21 protein-coding genes and 4 tRNA genes are annotated in these 23,849 nt (G+C 73.1%); 20 read left to right on the top strand and 5 right to left on the bottom strand.

Annotated features, from left to right (window positions below):
* Positions 1–57: 57 nt before the first annotated feature.
* The 4 genes from GCU56_RS09900 to GCU56_RS09885 all read left to right on the top strand — a co-directional run bounded on the left by GCU56_RS09900 (position 58) and on the right by GCU56_RS09885 (position 5,629).
* Entirely contained in the window at positions 58–1,731 is a 1,674-nt protein-coding gene (locus GCU56_RS09900; protein ID WP_163481544.1) for an NADH-quinone oxidoreductase subunit M, read from the top strand.
* A complete protein-coding gene (gene nuoN, locus GCU56_RS09895) occupies positions 1,731–3,293 on the top strand; it encodes an NADH-quinone oxidoreductase subunit NuoN (protein ID WP_163481543.1) in 1,563 nt (520 codons plus the stop codon). Before GCU56_RS09900 ends, nuoN begins: the two co-directional genes overlap by 1 nt.
* Positions 3,293–4,351, top strand: coding sequence for a polyprenyl synthetase family protein (locus GCU56_RS09890; RefSeq protein ID WP_163481542.1), 1,059 nt, complete (start codon positions 3,293–3,295; stop codon positions 4,349–4,351). Before nuoN ends, GCU56_RS09890 begins: the two co-directional genes overlap by 1 nt.
* Positions 4,352–4,570: 219 nt before the next feature.
* Positions 4,571–5,629 (top strand): PQQ-dependent sugar dehydrogenase, encoded by a 1,059-nt coding sequence (locus GCU56_RS09885; RefSeq protein WP_345771755.1) that lies wholly within the window; start codon positions 4,571–4,573, stop codon positions 5,627–5,629.
* 93 nt (positions 5,630–5,722) lie between these two features.
* On the opposite strand, the gene GCU56_RS09880 is transcribed toward GCU56_RS09885, so the two are convergent.
* Both GCU56_RS09880 and GCU56_RS09875 read right to left on the bottom strand, forming a co-directional pair.
* Complete coding sequence (locus GCU56_RS09880) at positions 5,723–6,814, bottom strand: 2-oxoacid:ferredoxin oxidoreductase subunit beta (protein WP_163481540.1); 1,092 nt, start codon at positions 6,812–6,814, stop codon at positions 5,723–5,725.
* Positions 6,811–8,760 (bottom strand): 2-oxoacid:acceptor oxidoreductase subunit alpha, encoded by a 1,950-nt coding sequence (locus GCU56_RS09875; RefSeq protein WP_163481539.1) that lies wholly within the window; start codon positions 8,758–8,760, stop codon positions 6,811–6,813. Before GCU56_RS09875 ends, GCU56_RS09880 begins: the two co-directional genes overlap by 4 nt.
* Positions 8,761–8,956: 196 nt before the next feature.
* Between GCU56_RS09875 and htpX the strand changes: the two genes are divergently transcribed.
* The gene (htpX, locus tag GCU56_RS09870; RefSeq protein WP_163481538.1) at positions 8,957–9,832 is read left to right on the top strand and encodes a zinc metalloprotease HtpX; all 876 of its coding nucleotides are present in this window, start codon (positions 8,957–8,959) and stop codon (positions 9,830–9,832) included.
* A 66-nt stretch (positions 9,833–9,898) separates the two neighbouring features.
* On the opposite strand, the gene GCU56_RS09865 is transcribed toward htpX, so the two are convergent.
* Positions 9,899–10,390, bottom strand: coding sequence for a YajQ family cyclic di-GMP-binding protein (locus GCU56_RS09865; RefSeq protein WP_163481537.1), 492 nt, complete (start codon positions 10,388–10,390; stop codon positions 9,899–9,901).
* Between the two features lie 103 nt (positions 10,391–10,493).
* Here GCU56_RS09865 and GCU56_RS09860 point away from each other — a divergent pair.
* A tRNA-Tyr gene (locus GCU56_RS09860) sits at positions 10,494–10,575 on the top strand.
* Between the two features lie 68 nt (positions 10,576–10,643).
* Here GCU56_RS09860 and GCU56_RS09855 read toward each other — a convergent pair.
* Entirely contained in the window at positions 10,644–11,072 is a 429-nt protein-coding gene (locus tag GCU56_RS09855) for a pilus assembly protein TadG-related protein (RefSeq protein ID WP_163481536.1), read from the bottom strand.
* 686 nt (positions 11,073–11,758) lie between these two features.
* Between GCU56_RS09855 and GCU56_RS09850 the strand changes: the two genes are divergently transcribed.
* The 7 genes from GCU56_RS09850 to GCU56_RS09820 all read left to right on the top strand — a co-directional run bounded on the left by GCU56_RS09850 (position 11,759) and on the right by GCU56_RS09820 (position 17,143).
* The gene (locus GCU56_RS09850) at positions 11,759–14,191 is read left to right on the top strand and encodes a putative bifunctional diguanylate cyclase/phosphodiesterase (protein ID WP_345771754.1); all 2,433 of its coding nucleotides are present in this window, start codon (positions 11,759–11,761) and stop codon (positions 14,189–14,191) included.
* Positions 14,192–14,341: 150 nt separating this feature from the next.
* Positions 14,342–14,414 (top strand) — tRNA-Thr (locus tag GCU56_RS09845).
* A gap of 45 nt (positions 14,415–14,459) precedes the next feature.
* Positions 14,460–14,533, top strand: a tRNA-Met gene (locus tag GCU56_RS09840).
* Between the two features lie 113 nt (positions 14,534–14,646).
* Positions 14,647–14,811: a 50S ribosomal protein L33 gene (rpmG, locus tag GCU56_RS09835; RefSeq protein WP_163481535.1), complete on the top strand. Its 165-nt coding sequence runs from the start codon at positions 14,647–14,649 to the stop codon at positions 14,809–14,811.
* 30 nt (positions 14,812–14,841) lie between these two features.
* Positions 14,842–15,288: an FAS1-like dehydratase domain-containing protein gene (locus GCU56_RS09830; RefSeq protein ID WP_163481534.1), complete on the top strand. Its 447-nt coding sequence runs from the start codon at positions 14,842–14,844 to the stop codon at positions 15,286–15,288.
* On the top strand, positions 15,285–15,713 hold the full coding sequence (locus GCU56_RS09825; protein ID WP_163481533.1) for a MaoC/PaaZ C-terminal domain-containing protein: 429 nt from the start codon (positions 15,285–15,287) through the stop codon (positions 15,711–15,713). Before GCU56_RS09830 ends, GCU56_RS09825 begins: the two co-directional genes overlap by 4 nt.
* On the top strand, positions 15,710–17,143 hold the full coding sequence (locus GCU56_RS09820) for a peptidase M1 (protein ID WP_345771753.1): 1,434 nt from the start codon (positions 15,710–15,712) through the stop codon (positions 17,141–17,143). The genes GCU56_RS09825 and GCU56_RS09820 overlap by 4 nt, the downstream gene beginning before the upstream one ends.
* A gap of 51 nt (positions 17,144–17,194) precedes the next feature.
* Here GCU56_RS09820 and GCU56_RS09815 read toward each other — a convergent pair whose 3' ends face one another.
* Positions 17,195–18,451, bottom strand: a complete 1,257-nt coding sequence (locus GCU56_RS09815; RefSeq protein WP_163481532.1) for a pyridoxal phosphate-dependent aminotransferase — start codon at positions 18,449–18,451, stop codon at positions 17,195–17,197.
* Between the two features lie 373 nt (positions 18,452–18,824).
* Between GCU56_RS09815 and GCU56_RS09810 the strand changes: the two genes are divergently transcribed.
* The 7 genes from GCU56_RS09810 (at position 18,825) to rplJ (ending at position 23,841) form a co-directional block, all read left to right on the top strand.
* Positions 18,825–18,897: transfer RNA gene (locus GCU56_RS09810), tRNA-Trp, on the top strand.
* 107 nt (positions 18,898–19,004) lie between these two features.
* Entirely contained in the window at positions 19,005–19,553 is a 549-nt protein-coding gene (gene secE / locus GCU56_RS09805) for a preprotein translocase subunit SecE (RefSeq protein ID WP_163481531.1), read from the top strand.
* A 41-nt stretch (positions 19,554–19,594) separates the two neighbouring features.
* Positions 19,595–20,473 (top strand): transcription termination/antitermination protein NusG, encoded by an 879-nt coding sequence (nusG, locus tag GCU56_RS09800; RefSeq protein ID WP_345771752.1) that lies wholly within the window; start codon positions 19,595–19,597, stop codon positions 20,471–20,473.
* A gap of 112 nt (positions 20,474–20,585) precedes the next feature.
* Positions 20,586–21,014, top strand: a complete 429-nt coding sequence (gene rplK, locus GCU56_RS09795; RefSeq protein ID WP_012950499.1) for a 50S ribosomal protein L11 — start codon at positions 20,586–20,588, stop codon at positions 21,012–21,014.
* Between the two features lie 140 nt (positions 21,015–21,154).
* Entirely contained in the window at positions 21,155–21,874 is a 720-nt protein-coding gene (gene rplA / locus GCU56_RS09790) for a 50S ribosomal protein L1 (RefSeq protein WP_163481530.1), read from the top strand.
* 188 nt (positions 21,875–22,062) lie between these two features.
* A complete protein-coding gene (locus GCU56_RS25140) occupies positions 22,063–22,968 on the top strand; it encodes a GNAT family N-acetyltransferase (protein WP_163481529.1) in 906 nt (301 codons plus the stop codon).
* Positions 22,969–23,229: 261 nt separating this feature from the next.
* On the top strand, positions 23,230–23,841 hold the full coding sequence (gene rplJ, locus GCU56_RS09780) for a 50S ribosomal protein L10 (protein ID WP_163481528.1): 612 nt from the start codon (positions 23,230–23,232) through the stop codon (positions 23,839–23,841).
* Positions 23,842–23,849: the final 8 nt, after the last annotated feature.

Below are 23,849 nucleotides of genomic sequence, written 5' to 3'. Positions count from 1 at the left end.
CCGCGGTGGCGAACCGATGGCGATGAGCGGGTCGATCCCGGACCGAGAGGCGATGTCGTGACCGACTTCCCGTTCCTGCTCGCGATGATCGCGGTCCCGGCGGTGGGGGCGGCCGTCGTGGCCGCCCTGCCGCGTGGCCGCGAGCTCCTGGCCAAGCAGGTGACGCTCGGGATCACCCTGGTGGTGTTCCTGCTCGCGGTGCTCGCGACGATCGCGTTCGACGCCGGCGGCGACCGGTTCCAGCTGACCACGTCGGTCTCCTGGATCCCCGACTTCGGCGTCGACTTCGCCCTCGGCGTCGACGGCATCGCACTGGTGATGCTGCTGCTGGTCGGCGTCCTCGTGCCGGTGGTCGTCGTCGCCTCCTGGCGGGACACCCCACCCGGGAACCGGTCGATGACGACGTTCTGCGCCTGGCTGCTGCTGCTCGAGGCGATGATGGTCGGGGTCTTCGCCGCGACCGACGTCTTCCTCTTCTACGTCTTCTTCGAGGCGATGCTGGTCCCGATGTACTTCCTGATCGGCAGCTTCGGCGGGCCGCGACGGCAGTACGCGGCGGTCAAGTTCTTCCTCTACAGCCTGGTCGGCGGGCTCATCATGCTGGCCGCGGTCATCGGGCTCTACGTGGTGAGCAGCAGCGAGCTGGGGGAGGGCACCTTCGCGTTCGACGCGCTCCGGCAGATCGAGATCGACCCAGGGGTGCAGAAGCTGCTGTTCCTCGGCTTCTTCATCGCCTTCGCCATCAAGGCGCCCCTGGTGCCCTTCCACACCTGGCTGCCCGACTCCGGTGCCGAGGCGCCGATCGGCGGGTCGGTGCTGCTGGTCGGCGTCCTGGACAAGGTCGGCACGTTCGGCTTCATCCGCTACTGCCTGCCGCTGTTCCCCGACGCATCCCGCGACCTGGCGCCGCTGGTGCTGGTGCTCGCCGTCGCCGGCATCCTCTACGCCGCGCTGCTCGCGATGGGTCAGAGCGACATGAAGCGGCTGGTCTCCTACACGTCCATCGCGCACTTCGGCTTCATCGCGCTCGGCATCTTCGCCTTCACCACGGAAGCGGCCACCGGCGCGGTGCTGTACATGGTCAACCACGGCATCGCCACCGGGCTGCTGTTCCTCGTGGTCGGCATGCTCATCGCCCGCGGCGGCTCCCGCCAGATCGGGGACTACGGCGGCATGGCCACCCAGGCACCGCTGCTGGCCGGGGTGTTCCTCGTCGCCGGCCTGGCCTCGCTCGCCCTGCCGGGGACCAACAGCTTCGTCAGCGAGTTCCTCGTGCTGATCGGCTCGTTCCCGACCGTGCCGGTCTACGCGATCCTGGCCACGGTCGGGATCATCCTCGCCGCCCTCTACGTGCTGCTCATGTACCAGCGCACCATGCACGGCCCGGCCCGGGGCGTGCTCCTGACCGACGACGGGACCGCGGCGCCCGGCGGCAGCACCGCGACGGCGGGCAGCACCACGACCGGCGGCGCCACCGCGAGCGGGGGCGGCCCCGCGACCGGCGGCAGCACCGCCACCCTGACCGCCCCGGCACCCGGTCGGCTGCGGGTCCGCGACCTCGGCCGCCGGGAACTGGCCGTCGCCGCGCCGATGGTCGCGCTGATCATCGCCCTCGGCTTCTACCCGCAGCCGCTGATCGACCTCATCGAGCCGGCGGTCGCCGCCACGATGGAGGACGTCGGCGCCGACCCGGGCGGCGTCGAGCCGGCCACCACCGAGGGGACCGACTGATGCTCACCGCGGCCGACGCGATCCAGGCACCCAGCCTCTCGCTGGGCGCCCTGGCGCCGCTCCTGTTCGTGTTCGGCGCCGCGTGCATCGGCGTCCTGGTCGAGGCGTTCGCGCCCCGGGACGTCCGCCACCCGGTGCAGGTCGCCGTCGCCCTCGTCGGCACCCTGGGCGGGCTGGTCACCACCCTGCTGCTGGCCGGGGACCGGACGGTCACCGCCGCCGGCGCGCTGGCCGTCGACGGCGCGGCGATCTTCCTGCAGGCCACCATCGCCGGCCTGGGTGCGCTCTCGATCCTGCTGTTCGCCGAACGCGCGCTGGACCCGGCCCGGTCGACGTTCGTGGCGGCCGCGGCCGTGCCCGCCGGCAGCCCGCGGGACCGGGAGCTGCTCACCGCCGAGCGGGTGCAGACCGAGGTCTATCCGCTGGCGACCTTCGCGATCGGCGGCATGATGCTGTTCGTCGCGTCGAACGACCTGCTGATCATGTTCGTCGCGCTCGAGGTGCTCAGCCTGCCGCTGTACCTGATCTGCGGCCTGGCCCGGCGCCGGCGGCTGCTCTCGCAGGAGGCGGCGGTCAAGTACTTCCTGCTGGGCGCCTTCGCCTCGGCGTTCTTCCTCTACGGGCTGGCCCTGGTCTACGGGTCGACGGGCAGCATCCGGTTCTCCGACATCCGGGAGTCCGCCGGCGCCGGCGGCACCGACGTCCTCCTCGTCCTCGGCCTGGCGCTGCTGATCGTGGGCCTGATGTTCAAGGCCAGCGTCGCCCCCTTCCACGCCTGGACGCCGGACGTGTACCAGGGCGCCCCCACGCCGGTCACCGCCTTCATGGCCGCCTGCACCAAGGTCGCCGCGTTCGGCGCGATCCTGCGGCTGCTCTACGTCGCCTTCGGCACCAGCGAGTGGACGTGGCGGCCGCTGGTCTACGGCATCGCGATCGTGTCGATGGTGGTGGGCGCGGTCCTCGGGCTCACCCAGACCGACCTCAAGCGGATGCTGGCCTACTCCTCGATCGCGCACGCGGGCTTCCTGCTGACCGGCGTCATCGGCTTCGGCGGCGGTGCCGACGGCCAGAGCTCGGGCCTCGGCGGCACGATGTTCTACCTGCTCGCCTACGGCCTCACCACGCTCGGCGCCTTCGCGGTGCTCACCCTGGTCCGCGACGGGGACGGCGAGGCCACCCACCTGTCGCAGTGGGCCGGCCTGGCCCGGCGCTCGCCGCTGACCGCGGCGGTCATGGGTCTGTTCCTGCTGGCGCTCGCCGGCATCCCGCTGACGAGCGGGTTCACCGGCAAGTTCGCCGTCTTCCGGGCCGCGATCGACGACGGCGCCTGGCCGCTCGTGGTGGTGGCCCTGCTGGCCAGCGCGGTGGCGGCGTTCTACTACCTGCGGGTCCTGGTGCTCATGTACTTCTCCGAGCCCGCCGCCGACGGCCCGACGGTCGGCGTCCCCGGCCTGCCCACCACGATCGTGCTCGCCGTGACGGTCACCGCGACCGTCGTGCTCGGCGTCGTCCCCGGGGCGGTGCTCGATCTGGCCGAGCAGGCGGCTAGATTCGTCGGTTGATGACCGGAGCCAGCGCCGCCCTCGACGGGGACACCCCGGCCGACACCTGGCAGCGGACCTCGACCCCCGCCTCGACGATCGGCCCGTGGCTGCCCGAGGGCGATCTCGGCGTCCGGCTGGCCGACGGGCTGGCCCGGGTCGAGGCCGCCCTGCGCGCCGCCGTGCACAGCGACCACGCCTTCATCGCCGACGCCGCCGGGCACCTGGTGACCGCCGGGGGGAAGCGGTTCCGGCCGCTGCTCGCCCTGCTGGCCGCCGAGCTCGGGGACCCGTCCGCGCCCGGCGTGACCGAGGCCGCCGTCGTCTGCGAGCTCACCCACCTGGCCACGCTCTACCACGACGACGTCATGGACGAGGCCGTCGTCCGGCGCGGGGCGCCCAGCGCCAACAGCCGGTGGTCCAACAGCATCGCCATCCTCACCGGCGACCTGCTCTTCGCCCGCGCCTCCGACCTGCTCGCCGACCTCGGCCCGGAGGCCGTGCGCATCCAGGCCCGCACCTTCGAGCGGCTGGTCACCGGGCAGATCCGGGAGACCGTCGGCGCCGGGCCCGGCGACGACCCGGTCGCCCACTACCTCGACGTGCTGGCCGACAAGACCGGCTCGCTGGTGGCCACCTCGGCGCGCTTCGGCGCCTCGTTCGCGGGGGTGGACGACGCACTGGTCGTCGCCCTGACCGCGTTCGCGGAGGAGGTCGGGGTCGCCTTCCAGCTGTCCGACGACCTGCTCGACATCGTCAGCCGGGACGGCGCCTCCGGGAAGTCGCCGGGCACCGACCTGCGGGAGGGCATCGCCACGCTGCCGGCGCTGTTCGCCCTCGCCGGGGAGGACCCGGCCGAGCAGCGGTTGCGGGAGCTGGTGTCCGGTCCGATCACCGACGACGCCGACCACGCCGAGGCACTGGAGCTGCTGCGCTCGTCGACCGCGCTCGTGCGGGCCACCGAGGTGCTGGAGGAGTACGCCGACCGGGCGCGGGTGCTGCTGGCCGACGTCCCGGAGGGGCCGGTCCGCGAGGCGCTGTCGGCCCTGTGCGACTACGTCGTCACGCGCACGAGTTGAGAAGGGACCCCCATGCCCCCCACCGCTCGCGGGCATGGCCTCGTCCGGAGGCTCGCCCCGAGCGTGCGAGGGGTGAGGGGGGCGAGGTCCTCCTGCTGCATGGCGGCCGTCCTGCTCGTGACCGCCTGCAGCGGGACGCCTGAGCAGCAGCCGCCGCCGTCCTCGGCCGCCACCCGGACACCGTCGGTCCCCCCGCCCGCGGCTGCGACCCCCCCGGTCGTGCCGGCGCTGACCGTCGACGTCCTCGCCGACGGGCTGGACCACCCGTGGGACGTCGCCCAGGCCCCGGACGGGACCCTGCTGCTCGACGAGCGCGGCGGCGGCCTGACCGCCGTCCTGCCCGACGGCACCGTGCAGGAGGTGGCGGCCGACTTCGACGACCTGTTCGCCACCGGGGAGACCGGCCTCATGGGACTCACGCTCGACCCGGGGTTCGGGCAGAACCGCCGCTTCTACACCTGCCAGGGCCGTCAGGACGGCGGCGACCGGTCGATCGTGGTGGTCGCCTGGACCGTGGACGCCGGGTGGCGCACGGCCACCCGGGTGGCCGATCCGCTGCTGGCCGGCATCCCGGTCAACGAACGCACGGGGCGCCACGGCGGGTGCCGGCTCCGCGTCGACCCCTCGGGCGCCCTGCTGGTCTCCACCGGGGACAACGCCGTCGGCACCAACCCCCAGGACCTCGCCACGCTGGCGGGCAAGGTGCTGCGGATCGATCCGGGGACGGGGGCTCCCGCGGCGGGCAACCCGTTCGCCGACCGGCCCGGCGCCGCCGCGTTCGCGTGGACCTACGGCCACCGCAACGTGCAGGGGCTGGCGGTCCGCCCGGGGTCCGGCCAGGTGTACGCCGCCGAACAGGGCACCGACCGCGACGACGAGGTCACCCTGCTGCAGGCCGGCGGCAACGGCGGCTACGACCCGGCGGGGGACGGCGGGTACGACGAGCGGGTGCCGATGACCGATCCGGCCCTGCCCGACGTGCTGCCGGCGACCTGGGCCTCGGGCGACCCCACGATCGCCGTCTCCGGCGCCACCTTCCTCGCCGGGGAGGCCTGGGGTGCCTACGACGGGCTGCTGCTGCTCGGCGTCCAGAAGGACGAGGGCGTGCTGGCGCTCCGGGTCGGGGAGGACGGCGCCCTGCTCGAGCAGTTCCGGCTGCCGGAGCTCGACGGCACGTACGGCCGGATCCGGACCGTGCAGCTGGGCACCGACGGCGCCCTCTACGTCACCACCGACAACGGCGACGACGACGTCCTGCTGCGGGTCACGCCGGGCTGACACGCCGCCGGACGGGTCCGGGCCGCACCTCCACGACAGCGCAGCGGCCGGGGAGCGGTGAACGCTCCCCGGCCGCTGCGGTGGGTCCGACGGTCAGGCGCTGACCGTCCAGGTGTCGGCGCCGGTCAGGATGGCGTCGAGGTCGGCCGGGGACGACGTCCGGGCCTCGTCGAGCTGCTCGGCCATCATCGCGTCGTAGGTCGGCTTCTGGACCGCCCGGAACACGCCCATGGGGGTGTACCGGAGGTCCTGGCTGGACAGCCGGGACAGCGCGAAGGCGTAGGACGGGTCCTGCCGGGTGACGTCGTGGACGACGATCTCGGCGGCGTCGACCTGGTTGGTCTCGGCGATCCGCAGCCCACCGGACTCGTCACGGACCACGCACGAGGCGCCGTCCGGGCCGAACACCAGCGGCTTGCCGTGCTCCAGGGGGATGCTCCACATGGGGCCGGTGGTCGGGTCCTTGAGCAGGTCGAACGCACCGTCGTTGAAGATGTTGCAGTTCTGGTAGATCTCCACCAGCGAGGTGCCCTGGTGCTCGGCGGCCTGCCGCAGCACGTCGGTCAGCCCCTTGCGGTCGGAGTCCATCGCCCGCCCGACGAACGTCGCGTCGGCGCCCAGCGCCAGCGACACCGGGTTGAACGGGTGGTCCAGCGAGCCCATCGGGGTGGACTTGGTGACCTTCCCGACCTCGCTGGTGGGCGAGTACTGGCCCTTGGTGAGCCCGTAGATCCGGTTGTTGAACAGCAGGATCGTCATGTTCACGTTGCGGCGCAGCGTGTGGATCAGGTGGTTGCCGCCGATGGACAGCGCGTCGCCGTCCCCGGTGACCACCCACACCGACAGGTCCGGGCGGGAGGCGGCCAGGCCGGTCGCGATCGCCGGGGCGCGGCCGTGGATCGAGTGCATCCCGTAGGTGTTCATGTAGTACGGGAAACGCGACGAGCAGCCGATGCCCGACACGATGACCATGTCCTCGCGGGCGATGCCGAGGCTGGGCAGGAAGCTCTGGACCGCGTTGAGGATGACGTAGTCACCGCACCCGGGGCACCAGCGCACCTCCTGGTCGGTCTTCATGTCCTTGGCCTTGAGGACTGTCTGCTTCTCGCCCTGCGTCTCGACCGAGGCCGCGATGGCGTCGGCGATGGGGCCCTCTGCGGGCATGCCGAGTTCGACGGTGGTCATTCCGCCCCTCCGGTGGGGTCGGCGGCGAGCGGGGCGCCGCTGGTGGAGTCGATGACGTCCTGGATCACCGCGGCGAGCTCGGCGGCCCGGAAGGGCAGCCCGCGCACCTGCGTGTGGCTCTGGACGTCGACGAGGTACTTGGCGCGCAGCAGCAGGGCCAGCTGCCCGAGGTTCATCTCGGGGCAGATCACCCGGTCGTAGCCGCGCAGGATGTCGCCGAGGTCGGCGGGCATCGGGTTGAGGTGGCGCAGGTGGAGCTGGGCCACCGACCGGCCGGAGCGGCGGATCCGCCGGCAGGCGGCACCGATGGGGCCGTAGGTGGAGCCCCAGCCGATGACGGCGACCCGCGCGTCGCCGTCGGGGTCCTCGACCTCGGTGGGCGGCAGGGTGGCGGCGATGCCGTCGACCTTGGCCTGGCGCAGCCGGGTCATGAGGTCGTGGTTGGCCGGGTCGTAGGAGATGTTGCCGGTCTTGTCGGCCTTCTCCAGGCCGCCGATGCGGTGCTGCATCCCCGCGGTGCCCGGGATGGCCCACGGCCGCGCGAGGGTCTCGGGGTCGCGCAGGTAGGGGAGGAACTCGCCGTCCTCGCCGTTGGGCTCGGTGGCGAACTCCACCCGGAGGTCCGGCAGCGACTCGACGTCCGGGATGGCCCACGGCTCGGCACCGTTGGCCAGGTACCCGTCGGACAGCAGCATCACCGGGGTGCGGTAGGTCAGGGCGATGCGCGCGGCCTCCAGCGCCGCGTCGAAGCAGTCACCGGGGGAGCGCGGCGCGATGACCGGCAGGGGTGCCTCGCCGTTGCGCCCGAACATCGCCTGCAGGAGGTCGGACTGCTCGGTCTTGGTGGGCAGCCCCGTCGAGGGCCCACCACGCTGCACGTCGATGACGAGCAGCGGCAGCTCGGTCATGACCGCGAGGCCGATGGCCTCGGACTTCAGCGAGATGCCCGGCCCCGAGGTCGTCGTCACGCCCAGCGCACCACCGAAGGACGCGCCGATCGCCGAGGCGACGCCGGCGATCTCGTCCTCGGCCTGGAACGTGCGGACGCCGAAGGACTTGTGCCGGGACAGCTCGTGCAGGATGTCCGACGCCGGGGTGATCGGGTAGGCGCCGAGGAACAGCGGCAGCCCCGAGCGCTGCCCGGCCGCGACCAGGCCGAGGGCCAGCGCCTGGTTGCCGGAGATGTTGCGGTACCGGCCCGGCGCCATCGGCGCGGGCTTGACCTCGTAGGAGACGGCGAAGGCCTCGGTCGTCTCGCCGTAGTTGTAGCCGGCGCGGAAGGCGGCGATGTTGGCCGCGGCGACCTGGGGCTTGCGGCGGAAGGTGCGCTCGAGGAAGCGGATCGTGCCCTCGGTCGGCCGGTGGTACATCCAGCTCAGCAGGCCGAGCGTGAACATGTTCTTCGAGCGCTCGGCCTCCTTCTTGCCCAGGCCCGAGTCGGCGAGCGCGTCCAGCGTCATGCTGGTCAGCGGGACGGCGACGGTCTGCCACCCCTCGAGGGAACCGTCCTCGAGCGGGTTGGTGGCGTAGCCGACCTTCGCCAGGTTCCGGGGCGTGAACTCGTCGGCGTCGACGATCAGCAGCCCGCCGCCGGGCAGGTCGGAGAGGTTGGACTTCAGCGCGGCCGGGTTCATCGCGACGAGCACGTCGGGGGCGTCGCCGGGCGTCATGATGTCGTGGTCGGCGAAGTGCAGCTGGAACGAGCTGACGCCGGGCAGGGTCCCCGTCGGCGCACGGATCTCGGCGGGGAAGTTGGGCAGCGTCGACAGGTCGTTGCCGAACGACGCGGTCTCGCTGGTGAAGCGGTTGCCGGTCAGCTGCATGCCGTCGCCGGAGTCGCCGGCCAGCCGGATGACGACCCGGTCCAGCTCGACGACGCTCTTGACGAGACCGCCGGGCGCGGAGGTCGCCGCCGGAGCGGTGACGGGCGTGTTGGTCGCAGTCATCAGTGGTCTACCTCCACCGGCCGAGGTTACGTGGCTGTACCACCCGTGGTCGCATGGCGGGGATCACAGCGAGAAAGACCGGGGGCCCCGGCACCTGGTTCGAGCAACCCCGTGCCCGGCGGGCGCATTCCGTGACCGTGGTCCCAGCGCTCCGCGCGGCCGGGAACGGCGCCCGCGGGAGTTCCGTTGGTCGGGCGTGCAGCGCTGGAACAACGGGGTGAAGACCGCCCTGCTCCTCGGTCTCATGGGCGGGCTCATCCTCGCCGCCGGCGCGCTCATCGGTGGTCGCGGTGGCCTGCTGGTCGCGCTCGTGGTCGCCCTGGGGGTCAACGGGTTCGCCTACCTGAGGTCCGACACCCTGGCGCTGCGTGCCATGCGGGCCTTCCCGGTCACCGAGACGCAGGCGCCGCAGCTGTACGCGATGGTCCGCGAGCTGGCCACCGCGGCCCGGCAGCCGATGCCCCGGCTCTACGTGAGCCCCACCGACCAGCCCAACGCCTTCGCGACCGGCCGCAACCCGCGCAACGCGGCCGTGTGCGTCACCCAGGGCGTCCTGGAACTGCTCGACCGCCGGGAGCTGCGGGGCGTCCTGGCCCACGAGCTCTCGCACGTCTACAACCGCGACATCCTGATCAGCTCCGTCGCCGGGGCCATGGCCACCGTCGTGACCTACCTGGCCCACCTGGCGATGTTCGCCTCCCTGTTCGGAGGCCGCTCCGACGACCGCGGCGGCGGCAACGCGCTGGGGAGCCTCCTGCTGGTCGTCCTCGGCCCGCTCGCGGCCGGACTGGTGCAGATGGCGGTCAGCCGGAGCCGCGAGTTCCAGGCCGACGCCTCCGGTGCGGCGCTGTCGCAGGACCCGCGCGCGCTGGCCGCCGCCCTCGCCAAGATCGCTGCGGGGACGTCGGCCCGGCCACTGCCGCAGGAGGACCGCCTGGTGACCCAGAGCCACCTGATGATCGCCAACCCGTTCCGCGGCCAGGGACTGGCGTCGCTGTTCGCCACCCACCCGCCGATGCCCGAGCGCATCGCCCGGCTGGAGGGCATGGCACGGGAACTCGACCAGCGCTGACGTGACGGCCCCCCCGCCTCCACCCCTCGTTCCTCGGGGAGGGGCCCCTGCGAGGGGGCCGGCACGTCACCGGTAGTTGTCGAACTGCAGGGCGACGTCGAGGTCCGCGCCCTTGAGCAGCTGCTGGACCGCCTGCAGGTCGTCCCGCTTCTTGCCGCTGACCCGCAGCTGGTCGCCCTGGATCTGGGCCTGCACGCCCTTGGGGCCCTCGTCCCGGATGAGCTTGGCGATCTGCTTGGCCTTGTCCGACTCGATGCCCTGCTTGATGCGGGCGGAGATCTTGTAGCTGCGGCCGGAGGACTGCGGCTCGTCGGCGTCCAGCGCCTTGAGCGAGATGCCGCGCTTGATCAGCTTCTCCTTGAACACCTCCAGCGCCGCGGCCACCCGCTCCTCGGTGTCGGCGGTGAGGCTGACGCCCTCCTCGCCGGCCCAGGAGATCGTCGCGTTGGTGCCCCGGAAGTCGAAGCGCTGCGAGAGCTCCTTCGCGGCCTGGTTGAGGGCGTTGTCCACCTCCTGGCGGTCGACCTTGCTCACCACGTCGAAGGACGAGTCGGCCATGTCCGGTGTCTCCTCTCGTCGGCCGGCCGGCTGCCGGTCCCCGCGTGCGGGACACCGGGGAGGCCGGTCGCCGTCGTCTTGTACGCTCCAGCGGTACCACCACGGCGGGTTGCCCGAGTGGCCAATGGGAGCGGACTGTAAATCCGTCGGCTTAGCCTACGAAGGTTCGAATCCTTCACCCGCCACACCCGGTACGCGACGGCCCCCGACCTCGACGAGGTCGGGGGCCGTCCTCGTCCCGGGGCCGGGTGGCTCAGGGGCCGGTGGGCGCCCGGGCGCTCGCCAGCGCGGTGCGCTCCAGCGGCCGGCCGGCGAGGAACAGCCAGCCGAAGGCGATCTCGGTCTGTCGCGTGCACCGCACCGTGACCTCGACGCCGTCGGTCTCGGTGGACCAGGCGTCCAGCAGCGTCCCGGCGTCGGCGAGCTGGTCGGCGACGGCAGCGGCGGTGCTGGCGCGGGTGAGCGGCAGTGTCGTCCCGACCCCCTGGCGGTAGAGCGCCGCCTCGTCGGTGGCGTTGGCCGCCGCGAGCGCCGCGCCGTCGCAGTCCGACTGCACCCGCTGCTGCTCCAGGAAGGCGTCGGAGGCCGCGATCGCCCCGAACGCCATGAGTGCCGCCACCAGCCAGCACACGAGGACCAGCGGCAGTGTCGAGCCGCGCTCGCCGTGGGCGTCCCCGTGCACCCGGGCAGCGTAGGGGCCGGCCGCGGCCGTCCACGACCTGTGGACCGGGGGATGTGGACGGCTGTGGACGCGACCGGCAGCCCCCCGGACCCGCGCGGTGGCGGCTGTGGACCCGGGCCGACGCGCGGGGGCCGGACACGCCAGGTCCCAGGCGTCCCTGGCGCCTCCCGGAGCACGCGCGCCACCCAATCGGGTGACGCAGAGAGAGATCTCCTCACTGAGCGTGAGGGCATGACGGTCCGCCGTTCCGTCGTGATCTTCGGTGCTTGCCCCGATCGGGTGACGGGCAGCAATCTCTCGGGCGCGGTCCGTACCGAACGACGCTCTGCCCCCGCGCCTGGGTGACTGCCGCACGCGAAGCGGTCCTTCATGCCTGAGGAGGCGTCATGAGCCACACCACCACGTCCACGACCACCACCACCCGCGGCAACCGCTGGAGCCGGGGCAACCGGTGGAGCCGCGGCAACCGCTGGAGCTGACCGCAGGTACTCCCTGAGCGGGGGCGGCCACCGGGCTCCGGCGGCTGCCCCCGAAGGGTGAGGAGGGACTGCGTCCGCCCCCTGCGCTGTTAGCCTCGGCCGACGTCCGCCCCCCTAACAGACAGGGTTCCGTTGGCCGAGCCCCTGGCTCCAGCTGTGGAGCACCGCGAGCCCTCGGCCGCGGCGCCCGAGCAGCCGCACGCGCCCGTGCGACAGCCATGGGTCCCGATCGGCTCCACCGCGGTGGCCGCCGTCGTGTTCGGGGGTCTGGTGCTGCCGTCGGCGTGGACGTCGCTGCCGGTGCTCGCCGTGCTGGCCATGTTCGTCGCCTTCGTGGCCACCGAGTCGGTGAAGCTCGACCTCGAGGTCCGTCGCCAGACCTTCACGGTCACCCCGATCGAGCTGGTCGTCGTCATCGGCCTGGTCGAGATCGGCGGCCTCTGGACGGCCGTCGCACGCGGCGCCGCCGTCGTCGTCGTCCTCGTCCGCCAGCGTTACGTGCCGGCCAAGACGGTCTTCAACGTCGCGCTCGCCGTCCTCGAGGTGACCGCGGCCGTCGCCGTCCTCCAGCTGTTCCCGGAGTCCGACCTCGGCTCGCCGGTCACCTGGGCCGCCCTCGCCGTGGCCATCACGGCCGCCGACGTGGTCTCCGCGGTGTGCGTCGCCGCGATCATCACGCTGACCGACGGCCGGCTGGGGCGCCGCTTCTGGATCGACGCCCTCGTGCCGCAGTTCGTCATCGGGCCGCTCAGCGTCGCGGCCGGCGTCGCGACCGTCCTGCTCACCCGGTCCCATGCCTGGGCGTGGCTGCTGATCCTCCCCGTGCTCGTCTACGAGTTCGCCCGGCGGGTGGAGCACGTCGGGTCCGACGAGGACGGCACCCGCCGGATCGTCGACGCGGTGCGGGAGCTGCTCAACGCCGACCGGGTGGCCCTGTGGCTGCCGCCCTACCTCGACGAGGGGCCGCGGCTGGTGGTCGCCTCCGACGACGGCCGCGGCTGGTACGACGGCCCCGGCGACCCCGACGACCTGATCCGCCGGCGCGCCACCGACGGGTGGGCCGACGGGCCGGTGCTGGTCTCCCTGGCCCGCGCGACCGAGGCCGAGGCCGCGGCGCTGGCCCGCCGCGGTGCCGAGGACCTCCTGGCCGCCCCGGTGGCGACCGCGGCCGGCGAGCCCGGGTACCTGGAGATCTGCGACCGCCGCAGCGACGTGGTGTCCTTCGCCGACGGCGACCGCGCGGCACTGGACTCCATGCTCACGCACGTCAACGCCGCCATCCGGCAACAGCAGCTGCTGACCCAGATCAAGTACGACGCCGACCACGACCGGCTCACCGGCCTGCCCAACCGGCAGCGCCTCGCCGTGGAGATCGACGCGCTGCTCGCGGCCGACCCGGTCGCCGGGAGGGCCGGGCTGATCCTCGCCGCGCTCGACAACTACACCGAGGTGACCGACACCCTCGGCCACGCGGCCAGCGACGAGCTGCTGCTGGTGACGGCCGGACTGCTCCGCGAGCACGCCCCGCCGCAGGCCCTGGTGGCCCGCATGGAGGGCGAGCAGTTCGCCGTCCTCCTGCCGGGCCTGTCGCTGGCGGCCACCGAGCGGGCCGCCCGGCGGCTGCGCGAGGCCACCTCCACGCGGGCCCGGGTGGCCGGCCTGGACCTCGAGGTGACCCTCTCCATCGGTGTCGCGGCCGCCCCCGTCCACGGCACCGACGCCGGCACGCTCATGCAGCGCGCCGACGTGGCGCTGCTGGCCGGTTCGGGCTCCAGCGGGGTGGCCAGCTACCACCCGGTCCTCGACCAGCAGAGCCTGCGCCGCCTGCAGCTGGGCACCGAGCTCGAGCAGGCGATGGCCGAGGGTCAGATCAGCGTCGTGTTCCAGCCCATCATCGACGCCCGCACCTCCGACATCGTCTCGGTCGAGACGCTCGTCCGGTGGGCGCACCCGCGCTACGGCGCGATCGCGCCCGACGACTTCATCCACCTCGCCGAGCAGATCGGTCGCATCGGGCTGCTCACCGACCACGTCCTCGACCTCGCGCTCGCCCGGTGCCGCAAGTGGCTCGACCAGGACATCGCCCTCTCGGTCTCGGTCAACCTCTCGGCGCGGTGCCTCACGGAGCCGGACCTGGTCGACCGCGTCCGGCGCGCGCTGCGGCGGCACGGCGTGCCCGGGGAGCTGCTCACCCTGGAGCTCACCGAGGGCAGCGTCGTCGACGACTCGGTGCGCAGCAGCACCGTGCTCGCCGATCTGCACGCCCTGGGCCTGCGGCTGTCGATGGACGACTTCGGCACCGGCTACTCCTCGCTGTCGCAGCTGCGCCAGCTGCCGATCGACGAGGTGAAGATCGACAAGTCCTTCGTGCTCGGCATGTCCACGAGCCAGGGAGAGTCCTTCATCGCCCGCTCGATCATCGAGCTGGCCCACAACCTCGGGCTGCGCGTCGTCGCCGAGGGCGTGGAGGACGAGCTGACCCGCAACCTGCTGGCGGAGATGGGCTGCGACAAGCTGCAGGGCTTCCTCGTCAGCCGGCCGCTGCCCGACGAGCGGCTGGAGAGCTGGCTGCTGGCCCGCACGGGCGTCCGGTCGGCCGCGCCGGGTGCGCCGCACCGCCGGCTGTTCGTCCGCACCTGAGCACGCCCCGTCCGGAGGCTCACCCCGAGCCTGCGGGGGGTGAGAGGGACGGGGTCCTTCGACTGCCTCCCCACCGCTCGCACGCTCGCGGCGGGTCCCTGCAGGAGGCCGAAGGGCGTCAGGTACAGTTCTCGACGGCTCCTCGAGCACGCCCCTTTAGCTCAGTCGGCAGAGCGTCTCCATGGTAAGGAGAAGGTCTACGGTTCGATTCCGTAAAGGGGCTCCGACCTACCGGTCCTGTCGCGAGACCGGGCCGCACGGTCTTCCCGGCGGTGTAGCTCAGCCAGGCAGAGCAAGCGGCTCATAATCGCTGTGTCACCGGTTCAAATCCGGTCACCGCTACTCTCGACGGACCCCGCACCACGGGGTCCGTCGGCATGTCGTACCACCGCGTGGGCAACCCGCCCACGCAGCGGGCCCTGCCGGCCCGTCCGCACAAGGCGAGGAGAGCCTCCATGGCAGCCACCGACATCCGTCCGAAGATCACCCTGGCCTGCCAGGAGTGCAAGAACCGCAACTACATCACCCGCAAGAACCGGCGCAACGACCCCGACCGGCTCGAGCTGAAGAAGTACTGCCCGACGGACCGCAAGCACACGGTCCACCGCGAGACCCGCTGACCCCAGCGGCGCGGCAGGGAGGGCGGGAGCATGGCGCTTGATCCGACACTGGTCGGGCGCAGCTACCCGCCCTCAGCCGTCTACGAGGTCGGCCGCGAGAAGATCGCCGAGTTCGCCGCCGCGATCGGCGAGACCGACCCCGTGCACCGGGACGCCGACGCCGCCCGCGCGGCGGGTCATCCCGACGTGATCGCCCCGCCGACGTTCGCCATCGTGCTGACCCTGTCGGCAGCCGGCGTGGTGGTCGAGGACCCCGACGTCGACCTGGACTACAGCCGGGTGGTGCACGGGGAGCAGCGCTTCACCCACCACCGGCCGATCCGCGCCGGCGACCGGCTGGTCGCCACGCCGGTCATCGAGGCCGTGCGCAGCGTCGCCGGCAACGACCTGCTCACCACGCGGGTCGACGTCGCGACCGAGACCGGCGAGCCGGTGTGCGCCGCGACGTCGATGCTCGTGGCCCGGGGGGCATCGTGAGCGCTCCTGTGCGCGCCGCGGACGTCGCCGTCGGCACCGAGTTGCCCGAGCGGAGCTATCCGGTGACCCGGGCCGACCTGGTCCGCTACGCCGGGGCGTCGGGCGACTTCAACCCCATCCACTGGAACGACCGGACCGCGACCGACGTGGGCCTGCCCGGGGTCATCGCCCACGGCATGCTCACGATGGCGCTGGCCGCACGAGCCGTGACCGCCTGGACCGGGGACCCCGCCGCGCTCGTGGAGTACCACGTCCGCTTCGGCCGGCCCGTCGTCGTCCCCGATGACGACGCGGGGGCCACGGTGACCGTCCGCGGGAAGGTGGGGGCGGTCGGCGACGGCGGCCGGGTCCGCGTGGACCTGACGGTCACCAGCGGAGGGGAGAAGGTTCTCTCCCTGGCCCGCGCCACCGTGCAGCTGGCGTGAGGACGCGCGGCCATGCCGCTCTGGCAGCCACGGCGCTGCTCCTCCTCGCCGGTTGTGGCACCTCCTTCGTCGACACGCTGGCGGCCGAGGACGCCGCCGACCCCAGCCCCGCCCCGGAGGCCGCGCCGGTCGAGGGGTGCGACCAGCGCGCCGAGCCCGACCCCGACCGGCCCGTGGTCGCCCTCGACTTCCGCCTGGACGGCGACCTCCGGACGGTCACCGGCACCGAGACCGTCGTCTTCACCCCCGACGTCGCCACCGGCGAGCTGGTCTTCCGGCTCGTGCCCAACTCCCCGGAGGCGGCCGACGTCGGCAACCGGCTGGTGGTCGACGCGGTCCGGGGGGACGACGTCGCCGAGGGCGGCTACGTCGAGGCGGGGGCGGAGGAGCCGGGCGGGCTCTACGTCGTGCGGCTCGACGCCGACCTCGCCCCCGGCGAGTCCACCGAGGTGGAGCTGGACTTCACGCTGACCCTGGGGTCGGGGTCGTTCGAGCGGGTCGGCGCCGACGAGAACGTGTCCTGGTGGGCCAGCGGCGCGCCGCTGCTGGCGTGGGAACCCGGCGTCGGCTGGGCGCGGGACCCCTTCGTCGAGGTCCTCGGCGAGACCGCGAGCAGCCCGGTCGCCGACACCCGCATCACGGTCTCGGCTCCGGCCGAGCTCACCGTGCTCATGACCGGGGACCAGGACGCCCCGTCCGCCGCCCGCGCCGGCCGCCGCACCTGGAGCTCGACGGAGCCGGTCGCCCGGGACGTCAGCGTCGCGGTCGGGCGGTTCACCACCAGCACCGTCACCACGCCCGGCGGCGCGGAGGTGACGACCGGCGTGCTGCCCGATGCCGACGTGGGCGCCGACGAGCTGGCCGACTGGACGGTGACGGCCATCGGCGACCTCGAACGCCGCTTCGGCCCGTTCCCCTACCGGACGCTGACCGTGCCCCTGCTGCCCGACTACGGCGGCGGGATCGAGTACCCGAGCTCGATCCTCATGGCCGGCGCCAGCCCGCTGGTGCTGCTGCACGAGGTCGCGCACATGTACTTCTACGGGATGGTCGGGGACTCGCAGTTCCGGGACCCGTGGCTCGACGAGGCGTTCGCCACCTACGCGGAGTCGGTCACCTTCCCGGTGGCACCCGGGGACCTGCGGCGCACCCTCGAGATCCCCGGCGACGTGGGTGCGGCGATGGACGAGTTCCGCGGCACCGAGGACTACTTCGCGCGGGTCTACGGGAAGGGCGGCGCCGCGCTGGTCGCCGCCCGGGACGCCGCGGGGGCCGAGGCCTTCGACGCCGCGATCCGGTGCTACGTCGACGCCAACGCCTGGACGATCGCCACGCCCGACGACGTGGCGCGGGCGCTGGCCGGTCTGCCCGCCGCGCTCGACGTCCTCACCGCGGCCGGCGCCCTCGACGAGGACGACCTCCCCGACTGAGGGAGGACCCCCTCCTCCCCATCCCCGGCGAGCTCGGGGAGGGGGCCGGCGTCAGCCCGCGGACCCCAGCAGGTGCTGCATCCGGCGCACGCCCTCCACGAGGTCCTCGTCGCCCAGGGCGTAGGACATCCGCACGTAGCCCGGCGTGCCGAACGCCTCACCCGGGACGACGGCGACCTCCGCCTCCTCCAGGATGATCTCGGCCAGCTGCACGCTGTCGGCGGCAGTGCGCCCGGCGATCGACCGCCCGAGCAGCGCCTTCACCGACGGGTACACGTAGAAGGCACCGCGCGGCTCGGGGCAGGCCACCCCGGGGATCTCGCGCAGCATCGACACGATGGTCCGGCGGCGCCGGTCGAAGGCCTCCCGCATCGTCGCGACCGCGGAGAGGTCGCCGGTGAGCGCGGCGATCGCCGCCGCCTGCGAGACGTTGGCGACGTTGGACGTCGCGTGCGACTGCAGGTTGGTCGCGGCCTTGACGACGTCGGTCGGCCCGATCACCCACCCGACCCGCCAGCCGGTCATCGCGTAGGTCTTGGCCACCCCGTTGACGACGACGCAGCGGTCGGCGAGCTCGGGGACCACGACCGGCATCGACGGCGCGGTCGCCCCGTCGTAGGTCAGGTGCTCGTAGATCTCGTCGGTCAGCACCCACAGGCCGTTGTCCAGTGCCCAGCGGCCGATCTCCTCGACCACCTCCGGCGGGTACACCGCACCGGTCGGGTTGGACGGCGAGCAGAACAGCAGCACCTTGGTCCGCGGCGTCCGCGCCGCCTCGAGCTGGGCCACCGACACCAGGTAGCCGCTCTCCTCGTCGGCCACCACCGGCACCGGCACGCCCCCGGCGAGGGTGATCGCCTCGGGATAGGTGGTCCAGTACGGGGCCGGCAGCAGGACCTCGTCACCCGGGTCGAGCATCGTCGCGAACGCCTCGTAGACGGCCTGCTTGCCGCCGTTGGTCACCAGGACCTGCGCCGGGGTCACCTGCAGCCCGGAGTCACGGGCGGTCTTGGCGACGATCGCCTCCTTGAGCGCGGGCAACCCGCCGGCGGGGGTGTACCGGTGCATCGCCGGCTGACTGCAGGCGGCCACGGCGGCCTCGACGACGTAGTCCGGGGTCGGGAAGTCCGGCTCACCCGCTCCGAAGCCGATCACCGGCTTGCCCGCGGCCTTGAGCGCCTTGGCCTTGGCGTCGACCGCGAGCGTGGCGGACTCGGCGATCGAGGCGATCCGTCGGGAGATGCGCCGCTGGGCGGGCGGCAGCTCGGTGGCGGGGGCAGCGGGCTCCGGCGGGGAGACGGCGGTCATGCGTCCATCGTGTCAAAGGCCGCCGCCGTCGGTCGCGCCCGTTCCCGGAGCCGACCGGACGTGGGCCGCGGACTCCGACGGGGCGGACCCCGCGCGGCCCCGCTCGTCGAGGGCGCCGCCGACGTCCCCGAGGGGCCGTTCCTGCTGCCCGGACCACCGGGCGGGCGGCCGGGTGGCGGTGGGCCCCGGAGCTGTTGGCTGCCACCCTCGGCGGTCCCGTACACTCGCTACCTGGGGCGGTCGACCCCCGCCACCGGCGTGCCCCGGATCCCCAGTGGGGCTCGGTGCTGACCGTGGTGGGCCAGGCCGTCCCGAAGGCCCCGTCGCGGGTCCCGCCCCGAGCGTGCGGAGGGTGGGAGGGCGGCGTCCTTCAAGGGGTGTAGCTCAATTGGCAGAGCAGCGGTCTCCAAAACCGCAGGCTGCAGGTTCAAGTCCTGTCACCCCTGCCCGTGCCGCCGGCTGACCGCCGGCGACGTGCACGACCAGCACCACCGCAGGACACCGACCGACGGCCACCCAGCAGCGGCCACCACCACGAGGCGAGCGAGGCGCAGTGAGCGACGAGAAGCCGGCACGCGAGGACGACCCTCGCGCCGCCTCCGACGCCGAACTGACCGACGAGGAGCTCGACCGCGAGGCGCCCGGCGTCGACGACGCCACCGAGCTCGAGGCCGCCGAGGACGAGATCGCCGCTGAGGCGGAGGCCGACGAGGACAAGGTCGTGGCCCGGTCCGCTCGCCGGCGGGGTGGCCGGATCACCACCGACGACGAGGCGGACGACGACGAGCCGGTCGCGTCCCGCACCCGCCGTCCGGCCCGGGGCGGCGCGTCCTCCCGGCCCGCGGGCCGGGCGACCGAGGGGAGCGGCACGCGGTCGCGCGCGGCCGCCGAACGGGCCCGCGCCGACGAGGTCCGGCAGCGCCGGAGCATCCGCCGGTTCCTGCGGGAGGTCGTGGCCGAGCTGCGCAAGGTCATCTGGCCGGGCCGGCGCGAGCTGATCACCTACACGACCGTCGTCATCGTCTTCGTGGCCTTCATCGTGGCGCTGGTGGCCGGCCTGGACCTCCTCTTCGCCCAGGGCGTGCTCGCCGTCTTCGGCTGAGCCCACCCCGCCTGCACGCCACCGACAAGGAAGAGATCCCCGTGACCGACCCCCGCGAGCCCTTCGACACCGACAGCGACGTCGAGTCCATCGACCTCGACGACGCCCGATTCGACGTGCCCGGCAGCGTGGACCTCGAGACCGGCGCGGGGGAGACCGGCGCCGCCGAGGGCTCCTCCGACACCGCCGACCAGGACACCCTGACCGCCGTGGCCGACGCGACCCCCGAGGTGGAGGACGGTGACGTCGACAGCCTGGTCACCGACCCGCTGGTCGACCCGGCCCCCGACTCCGACGTCGCGGAGCCCGAGGAGGACGAGGACCCGGTCGAGGCGCTGCGCAAGGCGCTGCGGATCGCCCCCGGCGACTGGTACGTCGTGCACTCCTACGCGGGCTACGAGAACAAGGTGAAGACCAACCTCGAGTCCCGCATCCAGTCGCTGGACATGGAGGACTACATCTACCAGATCGAGGTGCCCACCGAGGAGGTCACCGAGATCAAGAACGGCAAGCGCACGCAGGTCAACCGCAAGGTGTTCCCCGGTTACCTGCTGGTCCGCATGGAGCTCAACGACGAGTCCTGGGGCGCCGTGCGCAACACCCCCGGCGTGACCGGGTTCGTCGGGGCGACCTCGCGGCCCTCGCCGCTCACCCTCGACGAGGTCGTCAAGATCCTCGCCCCGGCCACCACGCCGCAGGCGGCGAAGGCCACCGAGACGGCGGCCGCCGCAGCGGCGCCCGTCGCCGTCGTCGACTTCGAGGTCGGCGAGTCGATCACCGTCATGGACGGCCCGTTCGCCACCCTCCCCGCCACGATCAACGAGATCAACGCCGAGCAGCAGAAGCTGCAGGTGCTCGTCTCCATCTTCGGCCGGGAGACGCCGGTCGAGCTCTCGTTCAGCCAGGTCCAGAAGTTGTAGTCGAAGGACCCGGTCGCCCCCCACCGCTCGCACGCTCGCGGCGGGACCCTGCGACCGAGCCGTTCCGTCCCAGGCCACGTAGACAGAAGCACGTAGACAGAAGAAGGAAGTCATGCCCCCCAGGAAGCGGTTGACCGCGGTCATCAAGCTCCAGATCAACGCCGGTGCGGCCACCCCCGCCCCGCCCGTGGGTCCGGCGCTCGGCCAGCACGGCGTCAACATCATGGAGTTCTGCAAGGCGTACAACGCCGCCACGGAGTCGCAGCGCGGCAACGTGATCCCGGTCGAGATCTCGGTCTACGAGGACCGCTCGTTCACCTTCGTCACCAAGACCCCGCCGGCGGCGCGCATGCTGCTCAAGGCGGCCGGTGTGGAGAAGGGCTCCGGCGAGCCGCACAAGACCAAGGTCGCCACCGTGACCCGCGACCAGGTGCGCGAGATCGCCCAGACCAAGATGGCCGACCTCAACGCCAACTCCCTCGACGAGGCCGAGAAGATCATCGCCGGCACCGCCCGGTCGATGGGCATCACCGTCCAGTAAGAGGACCCCGGTGCCCCCAGCCCTCGCTCCGCCCGGGCCGGGGCCCTGCACCGGGCCGCTCAGCACGTCACCAGTGGGAGGGCCACGCCAGGCCCGGGAACCACACGACCGGGGCCTCGAGCCCCCGGAGAGGAACCACCATGGCGAAGCACGGCAAGAAGTTCCGCGAGGCGGCCGCGAAGGTCGACCGGGAGAGCCTGTACTCCCCCCTGCAGGCCGCCAACCTGGCCAAGGAGACGTCGCCGACGTCCTACGACGCCACGGTCGAGGTCGCCATGCGGCTGGGGGTGGACCCGCGCAAGGCCGACCAGATGGTCCGTGGCACGGTCAACCTGCCCCACGGCACCGGCAAGACCGCCCGCGTCATCGTCTTCGCGACCGGTGACAAGGCGGCCGAGGCCGAGGCCGCCGGTGCCGACGTCGTCGGCTCGGACGACCTGATCGAGCAGATCCAGGGCGGCTTCCTGGACTTCGACGCGGCGATCGCCACCCCCGACCAGATGGCCAAGGTCGGCCGGATCGCCCGCATCCTCGGCCCGCGTGGCCTGATGCCCAACCCGAAGACCGGCACGGTGACCCCCGACGTCACCAAGGCCGTCAACGACATCAAGGGCGGGAAGATCAACTTCCGCGTCGACAAGCAGGCCAACCTGCACCTGGTGATCGGCAAGACCTCGTTCGACCAGGCGAAGCTGGTGGAGAACTACGCCGCGGCGCTGGACGAGGTCCTGCGGGCCAAGCCGGCCGCCGCCAAGGGCCGGTACCTCAAGAAGGTCACCATCTCCACGACCATGGGCCCGGGCATCCCGGTCGACCCGAACCGCACGCGCAACCTGATGGTGGACGAGCCCACCGCCTGAAAAGAGGACCCCGTCCCCTCGCCCGCTCGGGGTGAGCCTCTGGACGGGGCCAGCCGGCCACGGGCCCCGCAGCGCACGTCGCTGCGGGGCCCCCGTGCGTTCCGGCGCTGCTACGGTCCAGCCGTGCCGCACGGGTAGCGGCTCCCCGACCACTGCGCCGCCACGGCGCTCGGCCCTGGAGTCCTACCGTGCCCGATCCCGTCGTCCGCCCGTTCCACCGGGCCGACCGCGACCAGCTGACCGTCCTGGTCAACGCGCACATCTCGACCGTCGTCCCCGGGTGGGCGGTGTCCACCGCCGTCCTGCTCGCGCAGATCGAGCGGGATCCCGGTCAGTACGTCACCGACCCGTGGGTCGACGACCGGGCGACCCTGGTGGCGGAGGTCTCCGGCCGCCTCGTCGGCGCCGCGCACCTGCGCCGCTACCGCGATGACGCCGACGTCGCGCCGGACTGGCGCGGCACCGGCGAGATCGCGTGGCTGGTCTGCTGGCCGGCTCACGAGCCCGCCGGCGACGCCCTCGCGGCGACCTCTGTGCGGGTGCTCGATGCCTGGGGTGTGCGCCGGTGCTCGGCCGACGGCGACCTGCCCACGCCGGCCACCTACGGCATCCCCGACGGCTGGCCGCACGTGGCCCGCGTCCTCACCGCTGCGGGCTTCGACGGGAGCTCCGCCCGCGAGGAGGTCCACCTGGCCGGCGGGCTGGACGACGTGCCCGAACCCGGGCCGGCGCCGCTGCCGGGACTGGCGGTCCGCCGGGTCGTGGGCACCTTCGGCGCCCGGTTCGACGCGGTCCTCGACGGCGACGTCGTGGGCTTCGCCGAGGCGCAGGACGACCACACCCGGGGCGGCAGCCTCTCCCGGCTGGACGGCTGGGCCGACCTGGCGGAGCTGCACGTGGCCGAGCACGTCCGCGGCCAGGGCATCGGCACGTGGCTCGTCCAGCACCTCGTCGCGTGGCTGCGGCTCGGCGGCACCGACCGCTTCCTGGTGGCGCTCGGCGGCGAGGACGTCGGACTCGAGCCCTGGTTCGCCCGCTTCGGCTGGCGGCGGATCGGGCGGGTGCGGCGCGGATGGGAGCGCGTGCAGCGGTGAACCGGACGTCGGCCACCGGCAGCGCCGGTGCATCGCGTACGCTGGGTCCCGTTCCCCCCAAGACCGCTGGTCGTCGCACGTCCGCGTGCGATCGAAGGTCCGGAGACCCCCGGGCGACCCGCGCAGGAGGACGGTTCGATCGGCTGGCGCCGTGCGCCGGCCCCTCGCCCCGTGCGCCCTGCGCCGGGGCGTTCCTCGTCTCCGGGCCGTCGATCCGCCAGTGCCCCGGCCGGTGGTCGCCCGACAGACGAGAGGAGGCCCATGCCCACGCAGGCGAAGGCCGCGGTGATCGACGAGATCACCCAGCGGTTCCAGTCGTCCAGCGCGGCGGTGCTCACCGAGTACCGCGGGCTGACCGTGGCCCAGCTGACCCAGCTGCGCCGTTCCCTCGGTGAGGGCAGCAGCTACGCCGTCGTCAAGAACACCCTGACGAAGCGGGCCGCGGAGCAGGTCGGTTTCGCCGACCTGGCGCCGCTGCTCAACGGCCCGACCGCGATCGCCTTCATCGAGGGTGACCCGGTCGACGCGGCCAAGGCCATCCGTGACTTCGCGCGCGCTCACCCGCTGCTCGTCGTCAAGGGCGGCGTGGTCGAGGGCCGCACGGTGGACGCCGCCGAGGTCACCCGCCTCGCCGACGTCGAGAGCCGCGAGGTGCTCCTCGCCAAGCTCGCCGGCGCCATGAAGGGCAACCTCACCAAGGCCGCGGGTCTGTTCCAGGCCCCGCTGTCCCAGGTCGCCCGCCTGGCCGCCGCGCTGCAGGAGAAGAAGTCCGCGGACGCTCCTGCCGAGGCCACTGCTGCTGACACCACCCCGGCCGCCCCGGCCACCGACGACCAGGATGCTGCCGCGGACGCCGCGGTCAGCACCGACTGACCCGAAGA

The organism is Geodermatophilus sabuli, assembly GCF_010686765.1.
GTDB lineage: Bacteria > Actinomycetota > Actinomycetes > Mycobacteriales > Geodermatophilaceae > Geodermatophilus > Geodermatophilus sabuli_A.
This window is presented reverse-complemented; position numbering and strand designations above follow the sequence as displayed.

Coding starts and splice junctions, on each gene's coding strand:
- rplA (WP_163481530.1), top strand. CDS start 21,155: ATGGCGAAGCACGGCAAGAAGTTCCGCGAGGCGGCCGCGAAGGTCGAC.
- GCU56_RS09880 (WP_163481540.1), bottom strand. CDS start 6,814: ATGACCACCGTCGAACTCGGCATGCCCGCAGAGGGCCCCATCGCCGAC.
- GCU56_RS09875 (WP_163481539.1), bottom strand. CDS start 8,760: ATGACTGCGACCAACACGCCCGTCACCGCTCCGGCGGCGACCTCCGCG.
- rplJ (WP_163481528.1), top strand. CDS start 23,230: ATGCCCACGCAGGCGAAGGCCGCGGTGATCGACGAGATCACCCAGCGG.
- GCU56_RS09865 (WP_163481537.1), bottom strand. CDS start 10,390: ATGGCCGACTCGTCCTTCGACGTGGTGAGCAAGGTCGACCGCCAGGAG.
- GCU56_RS09815 (WP_163481532.1), bottom strand. CDS start 18,451: ATGACCGCCGTCTCCCCGCCGGAGCCCGCTGCCCCCGCCACCGAGCTG.
- rplK (WP_012950499.1), top strand. CDS start 20,586: ATGCCCCCCAGGAAGCGGTTGACCGCGGTCATCAAGCTCCAGATCAAC.
- GCU56_RS09890 (WP_163481542.1), top strand. CDS start 3,293: ATGACCGGAGCCAGCGCCGCCCTCGACGGGGACACCCCGGCCGACACC.
- rpmG (WP_163481535.1), top strand. CDS start 14,647: ATGGCAGCCACCGACATCCGTCCGAAGATCACCCTGGCCTGCCAGGAG.
- nuoN (WP_163481543.1), top strand. CDS start 1,731: ATGCTCACCGCGGCCGACGCGATCCAGGCACCCAGCCTCTCGCTGGGC.
- GCU56_RS09830 (WP_163481534.1), top strand. CDS start 14,842: ATGGCGCTTGATCCGACACTGGTCGGGCGCAGCTACCCGCCCTCAGCC.